The organism is Ruegeria sp. CI5, from assembly GCF_056536885.1.
This window is the reverse complement of sequence record NZ_JBQFQN010000001.1, coordinates 1,766,289-1,793,106: the sequence shown is the minus strand read 5'-3', so window position 1 is coordinate 1,793,106 and position 26,818 is coordinate 1,766,289. Positions and strand designations below refer to the sequence as shown.

Here is a 26,818-nt window from a genome sequence, read left to right as displayed (position 1 = left end):
TACGACTGACGTGACCGGCACCGTGACCCTGGCCGAAGGCACCGAGATGGTCATGCCCGGCGACAACGTGTCGTTCGGCGTCGAGCTGATCGCCCCGATCGCCATGGAAAATGGTCTGCGCTTCGCCATCCGCGAAGGCGGCCGCACCGTCGGCGCAGGCGTCGTGTCCAAAATCATCGAGTAAGGCGCGCTTGTCGCGCCCGGTTGCGGCAGGCGGTTTTCCAAAGCGAAGCCAGCCGAAAGCAACTCGGTGAGAAACCAAAGAAGGCCGTCCCAATCCGGGGCGGCCTTTTCTTATTGGGAAGCAGATCAGACTGTTCCAAGTCGGCCAGTGTTTTCGATTTGATGGTGCCCCCGACCCTCGGCTTGAGAAATCTTAACCTTCCGCCCATCTGCTCCAGAAGCTGAATGTCTACCTGATGTGCAACGCCGGCAGCGACCTGTGCACGCTCGGCAGAATGCCCGACCAGCAGGAGGACGCGATGTTTGGCTTTGAGTTTCTGAATTACGGGGCGCAAATACTACACAACAAGGACCTGGAAGATATGCGCGAGGCCATTCTCAGCGACGATGGTCACGAAGTCGACTGCACCGTCAGCGACTTTTGTCGGGAACGCAGAAGGCTTGGGGGTAAGCAAACCGGCGCCCCGCGCCGTGACTTTGGCGGAAGGCAGGCGGGCTGATCAGCGCTTTGGTTTCCACGGGGCGCGACCGACCATACGATCGGCCTCGGCGGTGATGTCATTCATGTGCTTCTCGAGGCTTTGGCGCAGTTGCTCGATCTGCTCTTCCGAGGCCTTGCGGGGTACGGTCTCAGTCCATTCACGGCAAAGGAAGACGCCTTCGTTGCGCCAGGGGCGCGGCAGCAGCAGCCGGTCCCAGGTGCCTGCCTCACGGCCATGGCGGGCCGAATAGGTGATGCCAAAAACGCGTTTGCCCGAGCTGCGCGCCCAGACCAGCGGGACGGTCGAGCACACCCGTTCCGGGCCGCGTGGACCGTCGGCAGCTATGCCGATCGAGATCCCCTGTTTCATCTTGCCCAGCACTTCACGCGACAGGGCCACGTGACGCTTGTGGCTGGACATGGCGATGGTGTCCATGCCGAAGAGCTTCTGCACCCGGCCCACCATGCTGCCGGCGCGCGCGGCCGATGTGATCGAGCAGATGCGCCCCTTTTCCAGCGGAAAGAAATAGGGCGATTGGGCCAACCGCTGGTGCCACAGCACGACGATGACCGGCTCGCCCTGTTCCGCGAGCTTGTCCAGTTCGTCATAGCCGATCCGCTGCCATTTGGTGTTGCGATGGACCATCCTGATGTAGCTGGCGATGCGGCGCGCGGCCCAGTTCAGGGTCGTCTCGCTGTCGGCAATCTTCTTGCGAAGGCTCAAGGGTAATTTCCTCTCGGTGGGCCGAACCTTGTCTTATAGAACTGCACGACGCACGCAACTTCTTTGTCTAATGCATATGTGTCCGAGAAACTGAAAAAGCCTCTTGAGTCCGTCGCGCCGCTGGCATATCTGATGGCGCAGCACAGGGGTATAGCTCAGTTGGTAGAGCGACGGTCTCCAAAACCGTAGGTCGCGGGTTCGAACCCTGCTGCCCCTGCCATTCTCTCAGTCATATAAATAAGGCGTTTGGCGTGTTGTGGCGCGTGTGACCGTGCGGTCAAATGTCAACACATCGGTCAACAGATACAGTTCGTACAGTGCTGACAGGGTGGTCAGAACGGTTGGATTCGGTCCCGCAGCCACTGAACTAGCTGGTCCTGCGTCACATCACCATTCACCACGTCCACCATCAGGTCGGGGATGTTGTCGCCGGGTTCCGGGACCAGCGTGTATCCGCTGCGGTCCAGCATCGTGCAGGTCAGCAGGAACGCGGTCCGCTTGTTGCCGTCCGTGAACCCATGGCTGGTGGCGACACCGTGCAACAGGGCGGCCGCCTTGTCCCAGATGCGACGATGGTATCCGTGATAGGGACGCCCCAATGCCCCTTCCAGTGACGACAGGCTGGACAATCCGTGACGACCACCACCGATTTCCAAGGAGTCTTCATGCGCTTCCAGCGCATCGGCCAGCGTTACCCTGTAGTGTCGCATTACCGCTTGGCCAGTTCGCGCAAAACGTCACTGTAAGCGTTGGCGGACTTGCGTATCGATTTCTGGGATTTCTCGGTCACCTTCACGTTGCGCACGACACCACTTGTGGTGTCGCGAACGGTAAATTTGCGTCCACCCTTTGCTGTGCGTTCAACGGTGTATGTGACAGTTTTTCTGGTCATGGTGTTTATGTAAGACCTTTATGTCGGTTTGTCATCCACTGCTTGAAGTCCAGCCTGTCTGTCACACCCCATCAAACATGGACCGCTTGCGTTCGCGCAGGCGTTCCGTGACGTGCAGATAGGTGTCGGTGGTCAACTGTGCCGTCGAGTGCCGCAGATGGTCCTGCACCTCTTTGATCGAAGCCCCACCTTCAAGCATGTATGTGCCCGATCCGTGACGGAACGAGTAGAGCGTGAGGTGATCAATACCGATGGCCCGCAGAGCATCCCTGACGCGCCGCCCGAGGCTGGTGGGACGGATCGGCAATAAACCGTCTGCGCCCGGCCATACATAACCCTCTGGGTTCCAGTGCAGTCCGCGATCCGCCTTGGTTTCCAGATGCACGCGGTGCAGGTCCGACAGGGCGTCATCGATGCTGGGTGCGTAGTCGACGACATCGGTGCTGCTATCCGTCTTGGTCTCACGCCGAACTTGATAGTCACCGGCCTCTGTAACCGTCTTATCAATGTTGATCGTGTGTGTGTTACGGTCGATGTCCGACCATGTGATCGCCAGCATTTCAGCCGGACGGCACCCGGTGGAAAATATCAGACGAACATACACCGCCAGATCGGGCCGACCCATATGTCCTTTCAGGTATCCGGCCGTCTCGACCACATCCTCGAAGGTGGCATAGGTGGCCTCAGAGCGCGGCACATGGGGCGCACGCGCCTTTGCGGATGGATCGTCGCGGATCAGGTCATTGCGCCATGCTTCCCGCATCGCTTTCTTGAGGCATGACCACGTGTTCTTCACTGTGCGCGAACTGTAGCCATCTGAGCGCAGACCAGCGACCAGCGCATCAAAGGTACCCTTGCCCACGTCGCGCATACGCACAGCACCGACATGGCGGTTGATGACCTGGACATACTGCTTGTCCCGCTCGACCGTCTTGGGAGCCGGTGGTTTACCCTTGCTGGTGTCGGGCCGGTTGTTCGACCAGTGGATAAGATAGTCCGCGACCGTGCCGTATTGGTTCGGCGCGACATGCACCCGGCGTTCGTCAAGTTCACGCTCATCTGCCAGAGCCTGTGCTTCCCTTTTGGTGGGCGCACGGACAGTAAAGGACCGCTGGACCAGCCTGCCGCCCTTGGACGGATCGGGTGCGCGGTACTGGACTTTCCAGATGCCCGGCTTGCGTTCGCTTACTGTTGCCATGTCAGTATGTCCTTGATTGCGTTGCGTTCCCCAACTGGCATGACCACAACACCGGCCCGTTTGTACCGCTCACGCCAGTCGCCGTTCCAAGCGTCCCATTTGCTGGATCGGTGGGCGCGGTTCAGGCGTTTGTGTTCGTCGTTGGTGACGTAGCATTTGACGGCAAGCGCGAGGTAAATTCGCAGCACATCAGCAGGTGACTCTGCACGACCGATCAGAACGCGGTTTGACCCGCAGCGCGGATCACCCTGCAGCGGGTCGATCATCTCAATTGCGATGCGCTTGACCGGTAAGACGTGTTCGACATCAATCCTTACGCCCGCCAGCGCAGCAGCCTCTGTTGTCAGAGTGACCGGTACATCCGCGTCCAGCGGTGCCAACATGTCCCGCAATGTCGTTGCCGGGGCAATGCCCTCGAAGCCGGGCGTCTTGGTCCACAGACGACCACCACGGGCAACGAACGGGCGCGCAACATCGGTGATGTACTGGTATGCCTGCACAGCAAGCTGATCGTGATCTGTCATTGTGCTGCGTCCTTGTGTGTCTGCCGTGCCCGGTGCGCGGCTGTCTTGCACCGGTTGCTGCAATAGCTGGTGTCGCGGGTGCGCTGGATACGGTGCCATGCGCCGCAGTGGTCGCATTGCATCCATCGCCAGCCGTCCCGCAGGGCAAACAGCATCTCATTGGCCAGATGTGCCCGCAGGGTGATCGGTCGTGCCGTGTACAGAAGGTCGGAGGGGTCGATGCCGATGCGCAATTCCCCAGCCCCTATGACCGCATCGACCAGATCGGGCAGCAGGCGTTGCGCAGCGGCATGATACGTCCGCACGGTGGCGTCATCATCCACACCACCAGACGCGGCCAGCACGGGCCACGAGATGGCCACCCGGCGACAGATGCCGATGACCTCATCCCATGTGTTGAAACCGGGGATGTGCGGGGGTGTCGCGGACGGATCCATCCGGTTGCTACCTGGTAGGTTCCACATTGCGGTCAGGGCTTCACAGACGGTCTGATCGTCTGTGCCGCTGGCGTCCCTCAGTGTTGCGATTCGGGCGAACAGACCGGGTATTTGGTCGTCCAACCACGTTTCTAGGTTTTCCATTTTTGCCTCTATGGCTCGTAATCTACGTGCACAACATACAGAACGGTAAGACGAGCATCAAGACCGTAGATAAAGACATGTAACTGTAAAGAATATTGTTGACGGTAACAGTAAGTTCAGCACAGCCTAGAAGGACAAGACCCTAATGGAGAACCAAGGATGAAACTTTCCGACATCGACCCGATGAAAACCTACAGCGTCAATCAGGCATCAGAGGCGACCGGCGAACCGGTATGGTCGATCCGGCGTATGATCCGGCGCGGTACCTTGCCGGGGTTCAAGCAGCCCGGTCAGCGCGTTTTTCGCATCAAGGGCAAGGACGTACTGCGCGTGGCCGAAGGGACACTGGACGCAGCATAACAAAAACAGAGCGGTTCCGAAGGACCGCCCCGCATGACTTGTATCAAAATCTGTGGAGGACTTTTGGTACACGGTCAGGCGGTCAGAGTAAAGGTAAGACAGTTATGTCTGATCGAAAATGGGTGAGGATTTTCACCGAAGGGTATCAGTTTTGGCAGGGTAATCCACCGCTGCCGAAGTTCGGCCAATGGATCGGTGTGGTCGATGTGGGCGACATCATCGCGGTGTTTCCGAACAGAACGGACGACCGGTACGTAAATATCCGGTATCGCAAGGATAGCAGTGACGGACCGGCAACCATGGTCCTGCGGTCCGAATTGCACTTGGCTGAGCCGAAATTGGCCGCGACCTTCCCGTTGCCCCAGAACGCATGAGGTGAACCGTGACGGATGAAACCCCACCTGCACCACCCATGACACTGACAGAGGTCGAGGTCATCCAGATCAAAGCGGCGTCCATCCGCTGGGAAGATATGCAGCCCAAACCGATTGAGGTGAGCGTGACGGGGCAATTGCCTGATCTGGGTCATGACACCCTTGCGCTGGAATTGGGTGACATCGGTTGGAGGGATGGCGCGCGATATTGGGTGGACAGGGGAAAGTTTCTGTTCTGGAACGGCGCGTACTGGACCGTAGAGGACCGTATGCAGTCGTTTACCTTTGTTCGGGCATTTCTGCGCATGAAAGCGATACAGATCAAAGAATGGGCCATACAGCAGGCCCAGACCATCACGGATGAGAAGGGTGTCGACCAAATCTTGAAGTGGGCCGACCGGACCGCAAAAGAACTGGCAAACAAGGCCACGGTCAATGCGGTACGTGATATGGTTCGATCCAACGGGGGGATGCCGGTGACGACGGACCAGCTAGACACCGATCCGTGGCTGGTTGGGGCACCGAGTGGCACCATTGATCTGCGGACCGGGATATATCGCATCAGCGATCCGGCGGACCTGATCACCAAGTCGGTTGCGGTCAATCCGGCTCCACCCGGTAGTCATGCCCCGGTGTGGAATTCGTTTCTTCGGACCGTGATGGATGGGGATGACGATTTGGTGAAATTCCTGCAGCGGTTGTTTGGCTACGCTCTGACCGGGCTGGTGACCGAGCATAAGTTCGCGTTCTTCTACGGCACGGGTCGGAACGGCAAAGGGACATTCCTGAACACGATCTTAGACATCATGTCGTCATATGCCCGCAAGGCACCAGCCAGCATGTTTCTCGAAACCAAGACGCCTGAACACGTCACGGAACTGGCCGGGCTGGTTGGTAAGCGGTTCGTATTTGGATCGGAGATACCTAAGGGTGCGTTCTGGAACGAGGTGCTTGTCAAAGACATCACCGGGGGCGACATGCTCAGTGCGCGGTTCATGCGGCAGGACTTCTTTGACTATTTTCCGCAATTCCTGCTGGCGATTGCGGGTAATGCGAAACCGGCAATTCGTGGCGTTGATCCGGCGATTCGAGAACGGATGATGCTGGTGCCGTTTACGGTCTACATCGAAAAGGCCAACCGTGATCCAAAGCTGCCCGAAAAACTGAAACAGGAATGGCCCATGATCCTGCGGTGGCTGATCGACGGGTGTCTCGAATGGCAGCGGATTGGGTTGTCTGAACCCGAGGCGGTCACTAAGGCGACAGAGGGTTACATGGACGCTGAGGACATTGTTGGTCAGTTCATTACGGAACGGTGCGTTGTGGACTGGAATGACAAGCGGTGTGGTGTGCGCAAGGATGAGATGTTCACAGCGTACAATGCGTGGCGTACACGGCAGGGATTGAAACCCTTGGTCAACATGCAGATCGTCAAGGAACTGGAGTCGAAAGGCTTCTATGAGAAGAGGATGCGCATTGGTGGCATGACCAAGACTGACAACCCTGTGTTCTGTTTCCGTGGTATCAAGATCAACCGCGAACCGCCAACGTACTTTCCACCATTGCCGACGACGTTGCCGAACGGGTTGCCGGTGGTGATGCCGCCCGGAGTAAAGAAAACCCAATGAAATCAACGGGTGTGTCGGAGTGTGTCAGACATTCCCCTTATCGATGTATTATACGCGTGACGCGTGCGTATACGGGCGCACACATGCACGTTACGTCTATAAGGCAGAGTTCTGACACACTCTGACACAATCGTTTAAAATCAATGACTTAAATGATGTCGTTATCTATGCTTTACACATAGAACTACCCGGATGATCTATCAGTTGCACATATAGGCGTCCCGTCACCACACGTCACGCACCACCAACGCAACCCCACCAGCAATGAACAACCAACGCAGACGTAGCGGCACCCAGCCCGGCAGCGGGTGACCGTGACGGTAAGGCTGTGGACCGTGCGGTCCGTAGTGGTATCTATGTTTCGTAATAGATGAACGTATGGTTACCACAGGTTAGGTCACCCCTATCCAGCATGACCACCGTACCCCTACCCCCTCAGCACATTACAACACATGTTGATCGTTGGTTACGGCTTCGGTTGGTGCGGTTGGGCAGTGCGCAAGCGGGGGGGTTGTGTGAAACTGTCCGAGGGGATCGCCTCACCGCGCAGGGGCGTTGACTTTTTTAAGAACGCCTAAAAATGACCTAAGTAGCGATTATATGAATTTATCATAAAGGCAACTTACGATAGCTGAAAATTATAGTTTTTTCTGGCCTTTTCACAGCGATCCTCTAAAATCTACGCCACGCGCGCGCCCCGACGCGTGTCCTTGGTGGTGCTCAATGGTTTCAGACGCTCTCAAACTTGCTGCAGACGAACAGGCCCGGATGGTCGCATAAACCGCCCGTCGAATGATCGCCCGTCGGGCCGGACGACCGACCCGACATCTGATGACAGAGTACGGACGACACACGATCACCTGCTGTGCTGTCGTGATCAAGATTCAACCTCGATTGGATATGCGTTTAACCGCCAAACAAGTTTTCAAGGCATTGATAGATTTATACGATGCTCAACACTGCAAGACATAACCTGATCGCATCGGCCCATCATTCCGTCATTGACCTGTTGGGTGTCCTTACCGAATGGGCGCAGACCCCCCCGGACGATCTGCCAGCCGTAGACGGGTATGAACGCCCGCCCGGTGATCCTGTGGAAACGTTGAACCGTTCAGTCGCCCGCTTTGGCTATACCACGGGCAGGTAGGTCAACCCGTCGATCCCTGTTCGTGAAGCCCTTGTCGCCAAGTGGGGCAACGAGATCGTCGAAGTTGCCATCCGCTGGAGCAGCCAGCCTGATTATCTCAGCACCCTACCCGCCGCCCAGAAGGCTATGATCGAAGGCTACGAGAGGGAGAAACAAGTCAATACCGAGTAGGCAAGACTAGCCAGAGGCTCGGTCAGTTCGTCGAAAATACCTCGACCGTGCGGCCTTCAACTTCGTCGATTTCGCCAACCCTGTAGGTCGCCTGGAGAAAAGCGCCGCGAACTGCTGAAGGATTATGGCACCCTGTCCAAGGACGCTGGAGCCTTGGCTGACGTCATGACTAGCGCAATAAAGGCCGCGCAGATGCTGCCCGTCGATCAATTCGGCGGCGAAGGCGGCATGCCTGTCGTACTCGACGATGCGGAAGCGTCTAGGCGTGAATCGGTATAGACGTTTTGGCGAGTTGCAGAAAGAGGTTGGCCTGAAAAAACAAATATTTAAAAAGGTGGCTCCCTATATCCGCAGCGTTTGAATACAGGAGATTCAGTTATGAAAAAGATCCTTGCTGCGGCAATCGTCGCAACTTGCATCGCTGGAGCGGCTTCTGCTGCTTGTGTGAGCGAATACCGAGTACGTGGGTATATTGTTGTGGATGACGGCGTGATCCTGCTGGATAGGAACGGCGAAGCAATCTACCACGTCAAGCTTTTCGTAACTGATCGACTTGCAATGCGGCGAGCGCGCGACGTTTCCCTTTTGGACAGCCCATGTAGTTATGACCCTGTCTTCCTTGTGGACGGTGAGGTTATTGAAGCCCGTAGTATCCGGCGCATGTAGGTGAGCTAGCGAGTTATGTACAAATCAATAGCATTAGTTCTGTTAGCGTGCGTCGGTCTGAGCGGTTGCATAGGATCGAAGTACGCCGCAGAGGTCGGATACAAGTCCGGCGGTGAAACCAAATGGGATATTTGGGGCAGTTACAGTTCGCTTGATGATTGCCGCAACGCAGCTATCGCACGCTACAACCAATATTTCCAAGAAAACAGGGCTGTATCGTGGGCGTGCCTAAAGAAGAACGGCGAGGGCGGCTACAAGAGCAGGCATCGCTGATCGCTTGAATGATTATGGGACGCGGAGACCGAGACGCTGGTAGTTGCCGAACCGGAACCCGGCAACTGCATCACGATGGCGATCCGATAAGGGACGAAAGGAACTGAACGTTGTTTACGAGAATTGGAAACTGGTTGGCCATCATCGGCTTTGGTATCTCGCTGGTGATGATCGTTGGTGGTGGTCTCCTGTATCTGGATGAGTTGGCACCAATCACTCTGGTGGGTCCACTCGCGGCCAGCGGCGTATCGTTGCTGATCGGGTCGACCGTCATCGGCATCCTGTCCGAGATTAGCCAACGTGTGAAAGGCGGTGACGTATGAAAAACAAACTGTTCAAATCGCCGCACAGCAACGCGGACCGGGAAAAGGCGCGTGCGCTATTTGCCGACGAATTCGAACTGACGGGCGTCAACGTGTCCGTTACAGGCACGACCGGCAATGACATGTCGTTCTGGCTGGTCATGGATGGCAAGGATTACGATCACGCCAAGTGGGACGGCAACCCGGCGCTGCTGGTCGGGCAACTCGACTCGGGTCGTGTGGTTGGACACCTCGTGCCAGACTTCGCCGCTCTGGTGCCTGAACTGGAACCGGGCGCGAACGGCATACCGCAGTCCAAGATGCGCGCCATTGTGGCCAAGTTAGGCGGGCAGACGCGTGTGGTGCCGGTGTGAAACTGACCGTCGACACATGGTACGAGGTTGGACCGATCACACAAGACAACACCGGCAAACCGGTGTTTCCGCAACTGCCCGAAGGCGGCGGAATGTATCGTTTTGCGTGGCCTGATGGTCGTATCTATATCGGCCAGACCGGCACGATGCGTTCCCGCATGGGCGGTTATCGTAGCTGGAACAAACGACACACACATGCCGAACTGTTTGATGCGCTCCGTGACACTGGCGGGACCGTAAGCATCATCACAGCCGCGACACTGGACGGCCAGCCGGTCGACATGTCGCGCCGTGACGCACGTGAGATGGTCGAGGGATTTTTGCGCTACACGCAACGCCCGACGCTGAACAAAGACCGGTAAACCAATGACCCAGCAGTCCGTCACCATCATGCGCCGCGTGGGCAGCATGTCACAGGAAACTGCCGCATTCTGGTTCCCCACAGTCATCGAATAGAGATAGAACCATGGCGCGACTGATCGAAAGCGTCACTTGCCGGGCAGACGGTACACCGCTGCTGCCACTGACCAAAGGCCGTGCGGCGACTGCGTGCCAGCCAAGACCACCCGGACCGTGTGTCAACAAACGTGTCAACACATACAGTGATGACACCGCATACAAACCGTCCGTAACCACCAGATTTAGCGTACAGAACGGACCGTACGAACCGTATCTTGTGTGAATGACGCACTCCAAAACCGTAGGTCGCGGGTTCGAACCCTGCTGCCCCTGCCATTCTCCAAGCGATTCAACAATTCTGCCTCCAAGGTCAACCGTGCTGTGTCGGTTTGGTTCGCCAAACCTCTTGACGTGCGGGTAAAGAACGAAAAGGCTGTTCAGTCAGTTGGATAGTGAACGGGCCACGGTTTGCGACGCGCGATCTGCGCGGGGTGGACCGAGCCAAAACAAACCGGCGTTGGACAGGCCGTTGGGGGAGAAATGACGGATATCGCCGCTTTTCTGGAGAAGTTGGGGCTGTCCAAATACGCCCCCGCTTTCGCTGCGGCAGAAGTGGCCTTGTCCGACCTCGTTCATCTGTCCGAACATGATCTGATCGATCTCGGGCTGCCGCTGGGTCCCAGACGTCGCCTGCTTGCCGCAACCGCGCGTTTTGCCCAGGACACGGCCGGTGACGCCGTGCACACTCGCCGACAGGGCAAAATCGTGGCCGAACGCCGGCAATTGACGGTCATGTTCGTTGACCTCGTCGGCTCAACGGCAATGTCCGAGCGCCTGGATCCGGAAGATCTGGGCGAGCTGGTGCGGCGATTCAAAGAGACTTGCACAACCGCCGTCTCGAAATTCGGTGGTCACATCGCCTGTTTCATGGGGGATGGTGCGATGATCTATTTCGGCTATCCGCACGCGCAGGAGGATGCGGCCTCGCGCGCGATCGAGGCCGGGTTGCAGATTTTGGACGAACTGCCCGCGATCGACCGAAAGGAAGAGCTGCAGGCGCGGATCGGAATCGCCACGGGACTTGTGGTGGTCGGCACCATCTATGGGGACGGGTTGCGGGAAAACGACGTGGTCATGGGGCGGACGCCGAATCTGGCCGCCCGCCTGCAGGGTCTGGCCGAACCAAATTCGCTGATCATCAGCCCCTCGACGCGCCGCCTGATCGGTGGCGCTTTCCGGCTGAAGGATTCCGGCAGGCATGTTCTGAAGGGGTTTGCGGACGAGATTCAGGCCTGGATCGTGGAGGGTACCGCACGGATCGAACGGCGGTTCGAGATCAATCCCGAAGCGGGTTCCGGCCGACTGATCGGTCGCGGCTCCGAGTTTCGCAAGCTGTGTGACAAGTGGAACGAAGCCAGTCACGGGGCGGGTCAATCCGTTCTGATCTCGGGTGAGGCGGGGATCGGAAAGTCGCGGCTGATCGAAGGGTTGGCGCACGAGTTGCAGGGGCAGGATATTCTGCGTCTGAATTTCCAATGTTCGCCGCTGCACTCAAGCAGTGCCCTGTATCCGATCGTGCAGCAACTGGAACGTTCAGCCGGGTTCGCGCCGGCGGATACGGACGCCCAAAAGCTGGACAAGCTTCTGCCGCTGCTGCGGTATCTGACGTCCGAACAACAGCGCCTTATTGCGGATCTGTTGAGCATCGATGCCGATGATGCATTGGGGCCCTTGGACCTGCCGCCGCAGGTCAAGTTGGAAAAGACGCTGGAAGCCGTAACGCAGCAATTGGTGTCGATGGCCCGAAGCAAACCCGTTCTGTTGCTGTTCGAAGACGCGCATTGGGTGGACCCGACCACGCTTTCGCTGACGGATAGGGTAATCGAGCGGATCCGTGACCTGCCGGTTCTTATCGTGGTCACGGCCCGGCAGGGGTTCGACCCCAGCTGGGGGCACCACCACAACACGTTGCACATCCCCCTGACCCGATTGTCGAATGCCGAGGTGGCGGAAATCGTCACGGATGTCGCGGGGGGCAAGCCTTTGCCGGGACCGGTCTGCGACCTGATTGCCGCCAAGACCGATGGGATCCCGCTCTTTGTACAGGAGGTGACGCGCGGCCTTCTGGAATCCGGCCAGTTGCGGCTGACCGAGGATGGCTATGTCCTGCGCGGTCCGCTGCCGTCGCTGTCGGTACCCAGCACGCTCAAGGATTCGCTGATGGAGCGTCTCGACCGCCTGGGTATGGCAAAGGACGTGGCGCAGACCGGCGCCGTGTTCGGGCGACGCTTTTCGGTGGCTCTGGTCGCGGCGGTCTCCATGCTGCCGGCGGCGTCGATGCAGGCCAGCCTGGAACAATTGGCAATGGCGGGCATCATCCAGCGGCCACCGGACGGGGCCGAGGACGAATACCTGTTTCGCCATGCCCTGATCCGGGACATGGCCTATGACAGCCTTCTGCGATCCGAGCGGCAGGTCCTGCACGACCAGGCTGCGGGTGTATTGCTGGACCAGCAACCCTATCTTGCACAGACCCAGCCCGAAGTTCTGGCCCAGCACTATACGCTGGCAAATCGCCCCGAAGAGGCCGTTACTCATTGGCAAAACGCCGGTCAGAGAGCGATCGAGCGGTCGGCCCTGTCCGAAGCACTGACCCATTTGTCCAAGGCGCTCGGTCTTGTCTCAGACCTGCCGAAAAGCCGCGACCGCGACTTGCGCGAGATTGACCTGCAAGTGCTTCGGGCCGGTGTCTTGCGCTCGACTGACGGGATTGCAGGCGAAGCGACAGGCGAGGCCTATGGCCGGCTGCGCGAGCTGTGCCGTCGGGCCCGCGAGACGGAACGCCTTTTCCCGGTTCTCAATGGGCTTTATGCGTTTCACCTTGTGCGGGCCGAGTACCGCCTGGCCGGTGAGGTGGCGGACCAGATCCTGGACCTGGCTGAAGTCAGCGGCCGGACCGAGCACCGGATGGTAGGGCACCGCGCCATGGGGGCCGTACAACTGCACATCGGCAATCTGACCGATGCCAGAGCGCACCTTGAGCAGGCCTGGACCCTTTACGATTTCAAAACACATGGGAAGCTGGCCTATGTCTATGGCACCGACCATGCGGCCATCACAGCTGGCTTCCTGGGGGTCTGTAACAGCCTGATGGGTGAGCCGGCCCGTGCGCGAAAGGTTCAGGCGCAAGCTTTGGACTGGGCCAATGAATTGCAACACGCGCACAGCGTAGCCCAGGTCCTGACCTATACGTGCATGGTCCATCTGTTGCACCGTGATATCGACGCACTGATCGCGACCGTCGCACCGCTGGAGGAGATTTCTCGCGAGCACAGGTTGGCCTTCATGTCGATCACCGCCCGCATGTGGCTCGGTTGGGCGCGGGCGCACCGGACCCCGGACGCCGAGCACATCGCGGCCCTGCGGCAGGCGTCGGATGACTGGTGGTCCAGTGGCGCCGGAAACTACAAAAGCTTCTTTCTATCGCTGATCGCGGAACTTCTGGTGCGTGCCGGGGGGCTCAAGGCCGCCAAGCAGGCGCTGACGCAGGCTGAACTTTGGCGCAAAGATACCGACGAAGGCTGGGCCGATGCCGAGGTTTTCAGGGTCCGCTCGTTGCTTGACGATCATGAGCGGAAAGATCCTGAACCGATACTCAAACAGGCGGTGTCCGAGGCGCGCAAATGCGGGGCCAGCCTGTTCGAACTGCGCGCAGCCGTGGCGCTGACGCGCCACGTTTCCAAAACCGCGGGGAAGCCGGGGCCATGGCTGTCGGATGCCCTGGAACGTTTCGACCCAAAGGCCGACATCCCGGAATTGCTCGAAGCCCGGGCATTGCTTGAAACGATCTCTTGACCGGCACGGAAGCTTTCTGCCAGCTTGGGACGGGCAGAAATGGGTTGATGGAAAGACCGTAATACGTGCGCGCAGTGTTTTTTCCCTGCGCGTTCTGCATGTTATGCCAAGGGAGCGTCCATCATGCGCAAGATAAGCAAGACCATTCTGGCCAAGGATCGGGTCGCCTCCAGCCGAACGGACCTGTCGCTGCAGCGCTATCATCCGATTACGCCCGAGCAGATACGGGAGTTTGAAAAAGGCTTGGTTGGAACGGTCGTTTTGCCGACGGATCCGAACTACAACACGGATCGTCAGCTTTGGAACCCGGCCTTTCAGGACTACCCGGAAATCATTGTCTATTGCGAAACCATTCAGGACGTGCGGGCCAGTCTGGCCTTCGCGCGGGCCCATGATCTGTGGGTGGTCAGCCGATCGGGCCGGCACAGTACGGCGGGGTACTCGGTCAACAATGCGATGGTGCTGGATACCAGCAGGATGTGTTACGTGACGGTCGATCCAGATACCCCGATGGCCTATGTCGGCCCCGGTACCCCGTTCAAGGTCCTGAACTCGGTGCTGGATTCCTATCATCTGCACGTGCCGGGTGGCGCGTGTCAGGATGTCTGCGTGGCCGGATTCATGATGGGCGGAGGATACGGGTTCACGTCGCGCCTGTTCGGAATGGCCTGCGATAATGTCCTGGGCGTGACGGTGATGCTGTGGGATGGCAGTATCGTAATCGCGGATGACACGACCAACGCCGATCTTTTCTGGGCGATCCGGGGAGGCACCGGCAACAACTTAGGGGTGCTTCTGGAAATCCGGTTCAAGCTGCACAACCTGTACGAAGTTTGGGGCGTTCATATCAAATGGCCGCTGGACAGGGCTGCCAAGGCTTTGGAGTTTCTGCAGGCCAACTACATGAAAGACGGTCTCTCGGACAAATTTGGGGCCTACATCTTTCTGGCTTATCAAGGAGACCAGAAGGTTCTCTTGGTCTCGGCCCTATATCACGGGCCCGAAGACGAAGGGCGCCGGGTCATTCAGCCGCTGTTGGACGAACCCATTGGCGGCCACATGGAAAACAGCAAGACAGGGACCTACCAGCAGATCAATTCCTGGCTGTATGACGAGAAATACGACATCCCGGTGGTCCCGGATCAAGCCCGCGAAGACAAGCAGGGCGGGTACATCGCCCGCCAACTGTCGCAAGATGAATGGCAAAGGGTCGTCGATTATCTGGACAGCACGCCAAACGACTACGGGGCCGTGGCGATCGAGCCGTATGGCGGGGCGATCAACCGAATGCCGGTTGGCAAACAGGGAAACGCCTTCATTCACCGCGACGTGTCGATGAATTTCTACGTTGACGTGTTCTGGTTGTCCGAGGATGAGAAAGACGTCGTGGTCCCATGGCTGGATGGGTTCATGCAGATGATGACGGACGAGGGCTTCTTCATCGATCGCTGTTATCAGAATTATCCGCGGCGCACTCAGTTGAACTATCGTTGGCTCTATTGGGGCGACAACTTCAACTCACTTCTGTTCGTGAAGCAGAAATTCGACCCCCATAACTTCTTTCACTACCAGCAGAGCATCTCTCCGGTTCCGGACGACGCGCCGCCGGACATCATTCGGGACAAGTCGACACCCTTCTTCTCGGACCCGACGATCACCTATCAAAGCTTTTCGTACCCCTGAAAACGGGTTGCGGACCGGCATGGCCAAACTGGAGAGGGCCCGGCATGGACACGATACAGGAAATCTTCTTTCTGCCGCCGATGGCCGTTGCCAGGCTTGGTCCGGGGGAGACCCCTTTGGAAAGCTACGAATGGCAGCAGGATCTGGACGCGCATGGCAACAACAAGACGGTCATACGCTCGAACGTGACTTTGCAGGAAAACGAGGATGGGAGTGTCTCGGCTTACCTGCCGGACCCGCGGAAGATTCGATTTCGGGATGAAGGCACCGGCGCCCTGCGCCCGGTCGCGCCGTTCTTTGAACTGTGGGCGCGAATGTTCGATGCTGAAACCGGCGAGGCCTATGAAACTCCTGTGACTCTGAACCTTCTTGAAGGGCAGGGGCTGTCGCTGAAGAACATCCGCTACACGGTCGCTGTAGGTAATCAGAAAGCCGCCCGCCGCACCGGAGATGCAGCCTGCGGGTTTCGTACACGGGTCGAGATCGCGGCCGAGGATTTTACTCCCAAACCCTTGCTGGCCTTCAGTCCGCACACGTCGGAACAGCAACCGCTGGTCTATGAACACAACCCGATCCCGCTGGGCTCGGTGCGGGTTGTCCGCCCGGTCCAAGGGACGGACGAGCCGGTGCCCGGCGAGATGGTGGACCGCAGTCTTCTACGTTTGCGGTTCACTCCGCCCAAGGGCGAGGTATACGGCCCGCCCGACGCCGCCTTCGGTCCCGCAACCCTTGCTGTTCCGGGATACAAGAATGACCCGCCCAAATCGGAATATGGCCGGATTCATGAGATCGTGCCGGCCCAGAACCGCATCCTGAACCCGGACACGCCGTGGTCGAAGTGGATCATGATGTCGGGGTTGTCTGACGATCCCGAACCGCATGACAGTTATGATGGTGCACGGGTCGGCAACGATCAGTCCTGGGGGGTGGTTGACGACACGTGTGATGGAACGATCGAGGCCACGCTGGCTGTTCGCGGTCAGCGTTTGGTCGCCCGGGCGCGCATCTTCACCGGACCGCCGGATTTCGCACCGGATTGCCGGCCTTTCTACAGCCTCGAAGACGATCTGGCGGATCGCGACATGTCGTTGATCTCGGTCACCGCCGAAAACTATGTTGATGCAAAAACCGAAGTGGTCGACATCTTCCGAAGGGCGTTCGAGACCAACAGCCTGATCAATCTGGATGACATCCGGGCACAGGGCCTCAAGGACAATGCCTCTCTTCAGGCGCAGACCAATATCGCACCTACACCGGGCCTGCCGTCCACCGATGCTGCATCGATGACGGAAAAGGACGCGGTGCCGCCCGACAAGATCGACGAGTTGATCCGCCCACAGCCGATTTCGGTCTTTTCGAACTCGGTCCCGAATGAACAGCTGCCCTATACGGTCGCCACCAAGTTTGTGCACGAGCAGTTGATCGATGAGGAAAACCTTTTGGATTTTCTGCGCCGCAGGCCTGATTTCGTTCGGCGATTGATGCGCCCACCCTTTGGCGTTCTGGCCCAGTTCGAAGAGGACCCGAACCCTGACCAGACACCCGATCCCGCCTTCCGCGACCCGCGGATCGTGCGCGACATGATGCACGACGCCCGCATGCCGCCCTACATGCGGGATTCAAACTATTTTCCGCTCTCGTTGTCACGGCGGCAGTACCATCTGGTGATGTCTTTCATCGATTACCTCGAGGCGCACCCGCCCGCGCCCGAAACCGAACCGGTAGGAGAGCCTCGGGATGTCTGACAAACCAGCGCCGATCCGCATCAAACCCCGCAACCTGACGGCCCGTGCGGCCTACAAGGTGCCCGGAAACCCTGACAACACCCGGCTGGACGGGTCGGTCGGAAATTGTTTCCCGGGGCTGGAAATGGACGTACGCGACCTCGATCGCCGGTTCTTTCCGGGATTGGTTTTCAATGCCGTACGTGTCCCGCTGAACCCGGTTCCGGCAGCACCCGAAAACGCGCAAGGGTTTCATCTGGTCTATGTCGACTATTTCTATGACCCGATGTTGCCCGATGACAGTTCGACACCTTGGGTGCGGGACTTGCTGGACGCCTATCGTGGCGAAATCGGCGCCGAGCTGTCCAGCGGCCGGTGGTTTCTGGCCTGGGTCGAACAAGGCGGTCGACGTATCTCGTTCCGCGACGACAAGGGCAAACCCTACGACGGCATGCTGGTCTGGCGGTTCATCCGCAGCCTTGAATGCGGCGACGACCATCCGGTGACCATCGCACTGGAGCGGCGCAATCACGACGGTGTCGTCGACGCACCGCCGGTCGTCCTGCATGGATACCGCCGGCAGTACCGCACCGAAGCCGGCGTGTTCGATACGGCCTACGACCCCGGAGAGCTGACCCAAAGCCTGTGCAATCCCTGGTCGCATGACTTTCGGGATTGCGGCTGCCACTACTGGCCATCAAACCACCCGGATGTGGTCACTGCCGAAGTACCGCATGACACCCGCCTGCCGACTGGTGCGCCCGACGATCCGGTTGTGGCCGAAACCTATCTGGATTGGCTGCGTTCGGACAAATCGCCCTCGGGCAATGTGGCGGCGTTGAATACCGTCGAACAGAACCGCCCGTTTCAGATCGACCATTACGAGGTCAACCAGATGTGGAGCGACCTGCCGATCGTCATCGAGGGACGCGAGACCGGCGAAGTCTACGAGGCCGACACGGACCTGCCCGGTGTCGAACCGTATGAAAGCGTTTCTGCGATGGTCAAAGACCTGCAGACCCGTCTGGCGCCGATGGAGATGACGCTCAGCCTGCAATACCTCTATGCCTATTTTTCGCTGGCCGATCCCGAAACCGTCGGTTCCGAGCGCTGGCCAACGCTGAAGGATGATCTGATCTTTGCGCGGCGCGCCCTGCTTGAAGTTGCGATCGGCGAGATGACCCACATGCGCTGGGCAAACCAGTTGCTGTGGTCGTTGCAGGGCGAGGATTACGAACCGGTGCTGACGCCCGCGCTTGCCCTGCCCATCGGACCCAAGCGGATCATCCCACGGTCGTTGCGCCCTTTGACGCCTGAGGCCATCGACGACTTCATCGAGATCGAACGCCCCGACGGGTTCATCGACCGTGCTTATGCCCAGTGCGTGGCGACACTGGAACACAAGGCGTTCACCGATCGGCGTCTGTATGCTTTGGCCGTGCGGATCGACACCGACGGCGACGAGCATTTTCTGCGGTTCCGCCAGATGAAGGACGTTCTGGCCAAATACCAAACGGGCCGCGGCACACCTGCCTATCTGCGCCCGATCCAAGTGGGCTCGGAAACGCAGGCGAAAGAGGCACTGGATCTGTTCCGCCGCATCACCGATGGGCTCGAACAGGCCTATCAAAACGAGGCTCAGAACCGATTTACCGAAGCGCAGAAGTATATCCAGCAGGTGCGCGACACGATGAAAAGCTTCCGGGTCGCCGGTGAAGCCTTGGCGGAAAAGGGTATCGGTATCCCGTTCTGGCCCGAGGTCGAGACATGACCGACCCATCTGCCGAGGTGCATTTTTTCGAAACGACATTGGGCGAGCACATGCTCGCCGTAGATGGCTCGCGCGTGTTCGATGTGCCCGGAGGAACGGCGGATCACTTCGCCCGTATGGCCGCCGAAAGTCAGCGAGAGTTTCTGACGCAGATGGGTCTTGATGGTGTGCCGTTCATTGACGACGCGCCGCCGCGCCGCATGCCGGTCAGGTCTTTGTCGCTGGCGGTCGCGCAGAAATGCAACTTGGCGTGCACCTATTGCTATGCCTCGCAGGGCAGCTTTGGTGGTCCTGCCCGCAGTATGGAATGGGAGGTCGCGAAAGCCTCGGTCGATCGGCTGATCATGGACTCGGAACCCGGCACCCGGATCAATCTTGCCTTCCTGGGAGGCGAGCCGTTGATCAATCGCAACCTGATCCGAAAAACGACGGTTTATGCTGCTGAACACGCGCAACGCAACAAAGTGGATGTAGGATTTTCGATCACGACGAATGGCACGTTGCTGCGCCCGGAAGACGCTGAGTTTTTCGAAGACCACGCCTTTGCCGTCACCATCAGTCTGGATGGTGTTGGCAAGGCACATGACCGGTTGCGCCCCAACCAGGGTGGGCGCGGCAGCTACGACACCATTCTGCGCAAGGTGCAGCCGTTGCTGGACAAACAGCGCCGCATGCAGGTGGGCGCTCGGGTCACCGTGACACCGCGCAACATCGAGCTGCCTGAGACCCTGAGCCATTTCATAGGCTTGGGTTTCCACTCGGTCGGGTTCTCACCCATGCTGGCTTCGCCAACCGGGCACGAAGAAATGAGCAGCAAGGACATGGCCGAAATGCTTTCGCAGATGATCCGCTGTGGACGGGCTTTCGAAGACGCCGTGCTGCAGGGCCGCCGCTTTCCCTTCTCGAACATGGCCGCCGCAATGCACGAGATCCACCGTGGCACGCACCGGCCCTACGCTTGCGGAGCCGGTGGCGGATATTTTGGGGTTTCGGCGGATGGCGATCTGTTCGCCTGCCACCGCTTCGTCGAGGATGACGTTGCCGCGATGGGCAACGTCCATGACGGCCCGGATGCGCGGCGAGAAGCCTGGCTGGCCGAGCGCCACGTGCACAACCAATCGCCGTGCAACACTTGTTGGGCTCGGTACATGTGCGGTGGCGGTTGCCATCACGAAGTCATTCATCGTGGACGTCCGGCATGTGATTATATCCGCGGTTGGCTGGACTATTGCCTGCAGGCCTATGTCCGGCTGTCGGCTGCCCGCCCGGATTTCTTCGGCGACGCTGCCCGCCGTTCGGCCTGAGGGCGCAGCAGATGCCAGCCGAGATTGAAACCGAGATCTGCGTGATCGGCGGTGGTCCGGCCGGGGCCGTGACGGCGATGCGGCTGGCACAGCTGGGGCGACGGGTCTGTCTGCTGGAACGCGCCACCTTTCCACGCCCACACATCGGCGAGTCACTGCCTGCCTCCATCTGGCCCATTCTGCGGTTTCTGGGTCTGGACGATGCGATGAAATCTGCGGGATTCCTGCAATCGTCGGGTTCCGTCCTTATGTGGGGCGGGGCGTTTGAAAGGCGGGGTGAGCCAGTTGACAATCCGGGCCTTCTGGTGGATCGCAGCCGGTTCGATGCCATCCTACTGGACGCTGCACGCCAGTCGGGTGTTCGTGTGTTGCAACCCGCACGCGCCTATCGACCACGGCGCACCGGCGCCGGTTGGGAGGTTCCGATCCTGACTGCGCAGGGAAAAAGCCGACTGCGCGCCGACCTTTTGGTGGATGCGGCGGGCAAGCATGCGGGCCTGGGTCGAAGGTTCCGCCCGGCCTCAGCGCCAGTGACAGCGCTCTATGCCTATTGGCAAGCCCCTACGGGTTTTGGCACGCAGGCCCGCGTGGAGGCTGGTGATGCCCATTGGTATTGGGGCGCAGCACAGCCGGATGGTACGGTCAACGCTTGCATTTTCATTGACCCGTCGGATTGCACTGGTTTGTCGCCGGCAGCCCGGCGTGATCTGTATCTGAACCTTCTGGCACGATCGACTCTTCTGGCCGGCTGTCTGGAGCAGGCGCGGATGGGCCCGGTGCGCCGGTGTGATGCCAGCAGCCAATGTGAATTGACACCGCCCGCCGATGATCTGCTGCGTGTGGGCGAAGCGAGTTTCTCGGTCGATGCGCTGTCATCGCAAGGGGTGCAACTGTCTATGGCGCAGGCCATGCAGGCGGCAGTGGTTGCGAACACGATTCTGACTCGGCCCTGCGACACCAACATCGCGCTGGGATTCTATTCGGGACGACAGCGCGAACGCGTAGAAACCCACGCCGAATTGGCGGCGGCATTCTATGCACGTCACCACGAGGTCACCTCTGGTCCGTTCTGGAGCCAGCGCGCACAGCCTCTGGACTGGCTTCGCCGCCCGCCTGCGGACCTGCAGAACGCCGAGTTGTCCCCGGGCGAGGTGCTTCGCCGGTCGCCGGAGGCGAAGCTGATACAGGGCGGTGTGCAAGGCGACGCATATGTTCTGCAGTCTGAGATTCTGACCCACCCCAATTTGCCGCGCCCGGTCCACTCGCTGGCAGGGGCCGAACTGGCGCCGTTGATATCCGATCTGCGCGACCCACTCTCTGTGCCCGATATACTGCAGCGATGGTCGAGCCGCATCGGACCCACCTCGGCGGCACAGGTCCTGCGGTGGCTGTGGCACACCAAAATCCTTGTGCCGGCCGGTGAGTTGGGGCGCAATCGCGGTTCCCCTTGACTGGCGAATGGCCTAATGTCCCGCCAGGATAAAACAGCCGAAAGAGGTCACATGTCGCGCTTTGATGGGTATTTCCTGCGGCAGCTATTGGTTCTTTTCGGCTTTTTCACGCTTGTTCTGGTGGGCGTGTTCTGGATCACCCGCTCGGTCAGCCTGTTCGAACACGTCATCAGCGGCGGCCAGTCAGCTATGGTGTTTCTGGAGTTCACGGCGCTGACCCTGCCAACACTTGTCCGAACGGTCATGCCGATGGCGGTCTTTGCCGCCGCAGTCTATGCCACCAACCGGCTGAGCCGGGAAAGCGAGCTGACCGTGATGCTGGCCACCGGGTCCAGCCCATGGCGGCTGGGCCGGGCGGTGTTGCTGTTTGGTCTGGTGGCGGGGCTGATGATGGCGATCGTCAGCGTCATTCTGCGGCCCGCATCCGTAGAACAGCTGGAATTGCGCCAGGCCGAGGTGGCAGGTGACATCACCGCGCAGTTGCTCAACGAGGGGGAGTTCATGCACCCGGCTCGGGGCGTGACCGTCTATATCGGTCGGATTGATCTGGATGGCACATTGCACGAGGTGTTCGTGTCCGACCGTCGCGATCAGGAAAACCCCGCCACATACTCCAGCACGTCCGCCTATCTGGTGAACAACGGATCCGGCGTTCATCTGGTCATGGTGGATGGGGTTGCACTGCGGTTGAACAAGGAAGGCAAGACCCTGTCGTCGACCCTTTTCGACGATGCATCATACGACATTTCGGAGCTGTCCCGAAACACTGACAATGGACGCCGCAGTCTTGAGGCGATTCCGACGATCGAGTTGTTGGGCGATCTTGACGCTGTCGCCGTGGCAGACGGCTACCCGTTGGGGGAATTGGTGGAAGAGCTGCACCAGCGGTTTTCCTGGATCGCGATCTGCATCACCGTGGCGCTGGTGGGGTATTCGACTCTGATGCTGGGCAGTTTTTCCCGGTTCGGCCTTTGGCCTCAGATATTCGCGGCATTCACGATTCTTGTCTTGTTGGAAGGCGTGCGTGGGTTCGTATCTCCGGTGGTGATCAAGGATGCGAAGCTATGGCCGCTGCTCTATGGTCCAGCCGTTGTCGGGTTCGCAATATCGGCCGTATTCCTGGCTTTCGCCGGAAGACCGATCATCCGCCGGCGGGTGAGAACTGCCGCACCCGCGCCATCCCCGGCCTGAGGTCAGTCCCGCAGCTCTGACAGGCACTGGTGTAATTCACCCAACAGTTTTTGGTGGTCGTCCTCTGCGCGCGAGACCAAGTGGACCGGTAGAATTAGCGGTGCGGCTTCCTCGACCATGCGCAGCGCGCCATTCTCAAGGTGCGGGGCTACAACGCTGTGCGGGAAAAAACCGCGCCCGCCGCGTTGCAGGATATAGCGCAGTGCCATCATGCAATTGCCCAGAAACACGGTTTGCCCAGCAGACAGCCGGGCAAGACCGCGTACATGCTCCTGATAGCCTTCACCAAGTTCGAGATTGATGAAAACAGGATCGGTACCGGACTCAGCCAGATGGGGCGTCTCGACAAGGATCAAGTGCTCGGGCGGCAATTCCTGGCACGAAATCCCGGACCGCGATGGCCTCTCATGTGTCAAAGCCACGTCCAGAACGTGCGAAGCAACGGCCTCGGCCATGTTCAGCGTGTGGTCATAGTTGAGCGTCAACAGAAGTTTGCCAAACCTCTGCTCGAACCGGACGGCCAGATCGACCAGAAGCGGGTCCCAGATGCTGAGCTGAGCGCCCAAGCGAAGGGCCACACGACCCTGACTTTGGGCCGGCAGGTCCTGCGAGGCGAAGGACCAAAGCGACAGCATCTGTTCGGCATAGGGTTTGAACTGTGCCCCGAAGTCGGTGAGGCTGGTACCGCCGGCACCACGTGAAAACAGCGTTTTGCCCGTGGCGGCCTCAAGCTGGCGAATCCGTGCACTGACGGCCGTCTGTGTCACATTCATCCGCCGTGCCGCAGCATGAAAACCACCGGTTTCCGCCACGCACAAAAACGTTTCGAGCTCACGCATCTGCATGTGGCACTATTTTTTGATCGCTGTGATAAAATCAATTCATTTTTTCTATTGGTTGGTCGCGACTAGTCTGGCTGTGACCCGCAGACAAAGGACCCGCCATGCTGGACAAAAGCCACAAACCCACCTGGACCAGTTTCGAAGAGGCCACCAAGGCCGATTGGGACGCCGTCATGGAATATGAAGAGGCGTACAACGCGGCTTTGCCCGACCGGATTCTGGACGCGATCCGGTCCTTGGACGAGGAATGGACACCCTATCCGGTCAACCGGTATCAGCACAGCCTGCAGGCCGCGACGCGGGCCTACGAGGATGGCGCGGATGAGGAACTGGTCGTGGCTGCTCTGATCCATGACACCGGGGACATCCTGTCACCCTACAACCACGGCGAGCTGTCAGCGGCGATGATGAAGCCCTATGTCAGCGAACGCACCCATTGGATTTTGAAACATCACTGTGTGTTCCAGGGCTATTACTACAATCACCATCTGGGCGGAGACCGCAATGCGCGCGACAAGTATCGCGACAGCCCTTACTGGGAGGACTGCCGCTATTTCTGCCACGAATACGATCAGAAGGCGTTCGACCCGGACTATCCGACCAGGCCACTGGAGTTCTTCGAGCCCATGCTGCGCCGCGTGTTGAACAAGGGCGAGGGGCACATGGAACTCAACGAAACCGCCGAGGACTAGCAGGACGCCATCAGGCGATAAACGATCTGTGCCGTGGTGAAATCCCACGCCGCGTTGCCGTCCGGGGCCAGTTCGACCACGTCGAAGCCCATGCAGCGGCGGCCTTTCAAGGCGTGTTCGACCAGATGCAGCGCCTGGTAGTATCCCAGCCCGCCCGGAACCGGCGTGCCGGTTGCGGGCATCAATGACGGGTCCAGCCCGTCGACGTCAAAGCTGACATAGACCAGTTCGGGAAAGTCCTCGGGCAGGTCGACGGCATGAATGTTGCCGGTGACCAGCTCTTCGGCATCCACATGGAAGACACGGTTCCTCAGACGGCTTTTGGCTTCTTCGGTCGAGAAGGCGCGTACGCCGAATTGCGCCAGACGGACGCCTTCCTCGGCCAGCAGATGCATGACCGAGGCGTGGCTGTGTTTCTCGCCCTGATAGGCGTTGCGCAGGTCGGCATGGGCGTCGATTTGCACGATGCCGAGGGGCTGACCCAATGCGCGGGCCACGCCCATCACCGCGCCATAGCTCAGCGAGTGTTCACCGCCCAGCGTGACCGGCACCGTGCCGGCGCGGATCGCGGCCTCGGTGCGCTGGGCCAGACGCTCCATGACGTCCGGCAGCGGGCCGGTGCAATCCAGCGAAGGTTCGGTGAAGATGCCATCGACACAGGGTTCGGAATGTCCAGTGATGCGTTCGAGTTCATTGCTGGCTGCGATGATCGCGGCGGGGCCGCCTGCAGTACCCGAACCGTAGGAGACCGTGCGCTCCAGCGGTACCGGGATTACACGGAACCGGGCATCTTCGCTGCGTTCGGCCTCGGTCAGTTCGCTGTCGAGAAAAATGCTCATGAAAGCCTCTCTTTGAAGTCGTCGTAGCCGAATTCCCTGATGATCTTCAGGTCATCGGTTTCGCTGTTCCACAGGGCGATGGTGGGCAGGGGCACGCCGTTGAACGTGTTGGTCTTGACCATCGAGTAATGCGCCTGATCGAGGAAGGCAAAGCGCTGCCCGATCTGCAGCGGCTCGGCCCAGGTGTAGTCGCCGATCACGTCGCCCGCGAGGCACGAGGGGCCGCCCAGGCGATAGGTATGGCCGGTTTCGGCTTCGTCCATCAGGGCGGGGCGATAGGGGGCCTCGATCACGTCGGGCATGTGGCAGGTGGCCGAGATGTCGGTGATTGCCAGGTCCACGCCGTTGTGCGGCAGGTCGAGGATTTCACCCACCAGGATGCCCGCGTCCAGTGCCACGGCTTCGCCGGGTTCCAGATAGACCTCGAAGCCGTATTTGGCGCGGATGTGTTTGATGAACTCCACCAGCCCGTCGCGGTCATAGTCGTTGCGGGTGATGTGGTGGCCGCCGCCGAAATTCAGCCATTTCAGACTGTTCAGGAATGGCGCGAGCTTCGGTTCGACCGCCGCCCATGTGCGCGCCAGCGGCTCGAACCCCTGTTCGCAGAGCGTGTGCATGTGCAGGCCATCCACGCCCTCCAGCGCCTTGGCGTCTAGTTGGCTGACCGGGGTGCCGAGGCGCGAGCACGGGGCGCAGGGGTCGTATTTCGCGACCTCGCCTTCGGAGTGTTCGGGGTTGATGCGCAGCCCGACCTGCCGCCCGGCGGCTTGTGCCTCGGCCAGAAAGCGGTCTTTCTGCGCCGGGCTGTTAAAGATGATGTGATCCGAAAGCGCCAGGATTTCGTCAATGTCGGAATCCTTGTAGCCCGCGCAGAAGGTTGCGACCTCGCCGCCATATTCCTCGCGGCCCAGCCGGGCCTCGTAGATGCCGCTGGCGCAGGTGCCGCCCAAGTACTGGCGCACCAGCGGGGCCAGCGCGAACATCGAGAATGCCTTGAGCGCCGACAGGATATGCGCGCCGGACCGCTCTCCGATATCGGCCAGAACCGCCAGGTTTCGCTCGACCGCCTTTTCGTCGACGACGAAGCAAGGCGTAGGAACGCGATTGAGGTCGAAGGTGCGGAAGGCTCCGGCGTCGCCGGCTTGTGTGGTCATCATGTCGGACATAACCAGCGTCTCCTGAACTCTAG

The 26,818-nt window shown here is 59.5% G+C and carries 27 protein-coding genes and 1 tRNA gene; 19 read left to right on the top strand and 9 right to left on the bottom strand.

Annotated elements, in window-relative coordinates:
• Positions 1-184, top strand: a 184-nt coding sequence (locus ACR0BA_RS08875) for an EF-Tu C-terminal domain-related protein (RefSeq protein ID WP_480727422.1), incomplete at its 5' end; no start/stop codon positions are given.
• A gap of 274 nt (positions 185-458) precedes the next feature.
• A complete protein-coding gene (locus ACR0BA_RS08870; RefSeq protein WP_480727420.1) occupies positions 459-683 on the top strand; it encodes a hypothetical protein in 225 nt (74 codons plus the stop codon).
• On the opposite strand, the gene ACR0BA_RS08865 is transcribed toward ACR0BA_RS08870, so the two are convergent.
• On the bottom strand, positions 684-1,388 hold the full coding sequence (locus ACR0BA_RS08865) for a lysophospholipid acyltransferase family protein (RefSeq protein WP_480727418.1): 705 nt from the start codon (positions 1,386-1,388) through the stop codon (positions 684-686). It lies immediately after the preceding gene.
• A 144-nt stretch (positions 1,389-1,532) separates the two neighbouring features.
• Between ACR0BA_RS08865 and ACR0BA_RS08860 the strand changes: the two genes are divergently transcribed.
• A tRNA-Trp gene (locus tag ACR0BA_RS08860) sits at positions 1,533-1,608 on the top strand.
• Positions 1,609-1,720: 112 nt separating this feature from the next.
• Here ACR0BA_RS08860 and ACR0BA_RS08855 read toward each other — a convergent pair.
• From ACR0BA_RS08855 to ACR0BA_RS08835, 5 genes are all read right to left on the bottom strand, one after another.
• Positions 1,721-2,098 (bottom strand): type II toxin-antitoxin system death-on-curing family toxin, encoded by a 378-nt coding sequence (locus ACR0BA_RS08855; RefSeq protein ID WP_170451257.1) that lies wholly within the window; start codon positions 2,096-2,098, stop codon positions 1,721-1,723.
• Entirely contained in the window at positions 2,098-2,280 is a 183-nt protein-coding gene (locus ACR0BA_RS08850; protein ID WP_170451255.1) for a hypothetical protein, read from the bottom strand. Before ACR0BA_RS08850 ends, ACR0BA_RS08855 begins: the two co-directional genes overlap by 1 nt.
• Before the next feature lie 61 nt (positions 2,281-2,341).
• Positions 2,342-3,478 (bottom strand): tyrosine-type recombinase/integrase, encoded by a 1,137-nt coding sequence (locus ACR0BA_RS08845; protein ID WP_480727417.1) that lies wholly within the window; start codon positions 3,476-3,478, stop codon positions 2,342-2,344.
• Complete coding sequence (locus ACR0BA_RS08840) at positions 3,466-4,002, bottom strand: hypothetical protein (protein ID WP_170451251.1); 537 nt, start codon at positions 4,000-4,002, stop codon at positions 3,466-3,468. Before ACR0BA_RS08840 ends, ACR0BA_RS08845 begins: the two co-directional genes overlap by 13 nt.
• Positions 3,999-4,583 carry a hypothetical protein gene (locus ACR0BA_RS08835; RefSeq protein ID WP_170451249.1) on the bottom strand — a complete coding sequence of 195 codons (585 nt, stop codon included), beginning with the start codon at positions 4,581-4,583 and terminating at the stop codon, positions 3,999-4,001. Before ACR0BA_RS08835 ends, ACR0BA_RS08840 begins: the two co-directional genes overlap by 4 nt.
• Before the next feature lie 159 nt (positions 4,584-4,742).
• Here ACR0BA_RS08835 and ACR0BA_RS08830 point away from each other — a divergent pair, with 159 nt between their 5' ends.
• The 15 genes from ACR0BA_RS08830 (at position 4,743) to lptF (ending at position 23,256) form a co-directional block, all read left to right on the top strand.
• On the top strand, positions 4,743-4,943 hold the full coding sequence (locus ACR0BA_RS08830) for a helix-turn-helix domain-containing protein (protein WP_170451247.1): 201 nt from the start codon (positions 4,743-4,745) through the stop codon (positions 4,941-4,943).
• 104 nt (positions 4,944-5,047) lie between these two features.
• Positions 5,048-5,317: a hypothetical protein gene (locus tag ACR0BA_RS08825; protein ID WP_170451245.1), complete on the top strand. Its 270-nt coding sequence runs from the start codon at positions 5,048-5,050 to the stop codon at positions 5,315-5,317.
• A gap of 8 nt (positions 5,318-5,325) precedes the next feature.
• The gene (locus ACR0BA_RS08820) at positions 5,326-6,945 is read left to right on the top strand and encodes a DNA primase family protein (protein WP_170451243.1); all 1,620 of its coding nucleotides are present in this window, start codon (positions 5,326-5,328) and stop codon (positions 6,943-6,945) included.
• 949 nt (positions 6,946-7,894) lie between these two features.
• Positions 7,895-8,092 (top strand): hypothetical protein, encoded by a 198-nt coding sequence (locus ACR0BA_RS08815; RefSeq protein WP_170451241.1) that lies wholly within the window; start codon positions 7,895-7,897, stop codon positions 8,090-8,092.
• Between the two features lie 549 nt (positions 8,093-8,641).
• On the top strand, positions 8,642-8,929 hold the full coding sequence (locus tag ACR0BA_RS08810) for a hypothetical protein (RefSeq protein WP_170451239.1): 288 nt from the start codon (positions 8,642-8,644) through the stop codon (positions 8,927-8,929).
• Between the two features lie 383 nt (positions 8,930-9,312).
• Positions 9,313-9,525: a hypothetical protein gene (locus ACR0BA_RS08805; RefSeq protein WP_170451237.1), complete on the top strand. Its 213-nt coding sequence runs from the start codon at positions 9,313-9,315 to the stop codon at positions 9,523-9,525.
• A complete protein-coding gene (locus tag ACR0BA_RS08800) occupies positions 9,522-9,878 on the top strand; it encodes a hypothetical protein (protein WP_170451235.1) in 357 nt (118 codons plus the stop codon). The genes ACR0BA_RS08805 and ACR0BA_RS08800 overlap by 4 nt, the downstream gene beginning before the upstream one ends.
• Positions 9,875-10,240 carry a hypothetical protein gene (locus ACR0BA_RS08795; RefSeq protein WP_170451233.1) on the top strand — a complete coding sequence of 122 codons (366 nt, stop codon included), beginning with the start codon at positions 9,875-9,877 and terminating at the stop codon, positions 10,238-10,240. The genes ACR0BA_RS08800 and ACR0BA_RS08795 overlap by 4 nt, the downstream gene beginning before the upstream one ends.
• Before the next feature lie 577 nt (positions 10,241-10,817).
• Complete coding sequence (locus ACR0BA_RS08790; protein WP_480727414.1) at positions 10,818-14,132, top strand: adenylate/guanylate cyclase domain-containing protein; 3,315 nt, start codon at positions 10,818-10,820, stop codon at positions 14,130-14,132.
• 123 nt (positions 14,133-14,255) lie between these two features.
• Complete coding sequence (locus ACR0BA_RS08785; protein WP_480727412.1) at positions 14,256-15,815, top strand: FAD-binding oxidoreductase; 1,560 nt, start codon at positions 14,256-14,258, stop codon at positions 15,813-15,815.
• A 44-nt stretch (positions 15,816-15,859) separates the two neighbouring features.
• The gene (locus tag ACR0BA_RS08780) at positions 15,860-17,560 is read left to right on the top strand and encodes a hypothetical protein (protein ID WP_480727410.1); all 1,701 of its coding nucleotides are present in this window, start codon (positions 15,860-15,862) and stop codon (positions 17,558-17,560) included.
• The gene (locus ACR0BA_RS08775; RefSeq protein WP_480727408.1) at positions 17,553-19,310 is read left to right on the top strand and encodes a ferritin-like domain-containing protein; all 1,758 of its coding nucleotides are present in this window, start codon (positions 17,553-17,555) and stop codon (positions 19,308-19,310) included. Before ACR0BA_RS08780 ends, ACR0BA_RS08775 begins: the two co-directional genes overlap by 8 nt.
• Complete coding sequence (locus ACR0BA_RS08770; protein WP_480727407.1) at positions 19,307-20,614, top strand: radical SAM protein; 1,308 nt, start codon at positions 19,307-19,309, stop codon at positions 20,612-20,614. Before ACR0BA_RS08775 ends, ACR0BA_RS08770 begins: the two co-directional genes overlap by 4 nt.
• An 11-nt stretch (positions 20,615-20,625) precedes the next feature.
• Entirely contained in the window at positions 20,626-22,065 is a 1,440-nt protein-coding gene (qhpG, locus tag ACR0BA_RS08765; RefSeq protein ID WP_480727405.1) for a flavin-dependent monooxygenase QhpG, read from the top strand.
• 51 nt (positions 22,066-22,116) lie between these two features.
• A complete protein-coding gene (gene lptF / locus ACR0BA_RS08760) occupies positions 22,117-23,256 on the top strand; it encodes an LPS export ABC transporter permease LptF (protein WP_170390743.1) in 1,140 nt (379 codons plus the stop codon).
• Positions 23,257-23,258: 2 nt separating this feature from the next.
• Here the strand turns inward: lptF and ACR0BA_RS08755 are convergent, their stop codons facing one another.
• A complete protein-coding gene (locus tag ACR0BA_RS08755) occupies positions 23,259-24,095 on the bottom strand; it encodes a LysR family transcriptional regulator (RefSeq protein ID WP_217360140.1) in 837 nt (278 codons plus the stop codon).
• A 104-nt stretch (positions 24,096-24,199) separates the two neighbouring features.
• Here ACR0BA_RS08755 and ACR0BA_RS08750 point away from each other — a divergent pair, with 104 nt between their 5' ends.
• Positions 24,200-24,790 (top strand): HD domain-containing protein, encoded by a 591-nt coding sequence (locus ACR0BA_RS08750; protein WP_170339515.1) that lies wholly within the window; start codon positions 24,200-24,202, stop codon positions 24,788-24,790.
• On the opposite strand, the gene speB is transcribed toward ACR0BA_RS08750, so the two are convergent.
• Positions 24,787-25,629 carry an agmatinase gene (speB, locus tag ACR0BA_RS08745; protein ID WP_480727403.1) on the bottom strand — a complete coding sequence of 281 codons (843 nt, stop codon included), beginning with the start codon at positions 25,627-25,629 and terminating at the stop codon, positions 24,787-24,789. The genes ACR0BA_RS08750 and speB overlap by 4 nt on opposite strands.
• Positions 25,626-26,795 (bottom strand): carboxynorspermidine decarboxylase, encoded by a 1,170-nt coding sequence (gene nspC, locus ACR0BA_RS08740; RefSeq protein ID WP_480727401.1) that lies wholly within the window; start codon positions 26,793-26,795, stop codon positions 25,626-25,628. Before nspC ends, speB begins: the two co-directional genes overlap by 4 nt.
• Positions 26,796-26,818: the final 23 nt, after the last annotated feature.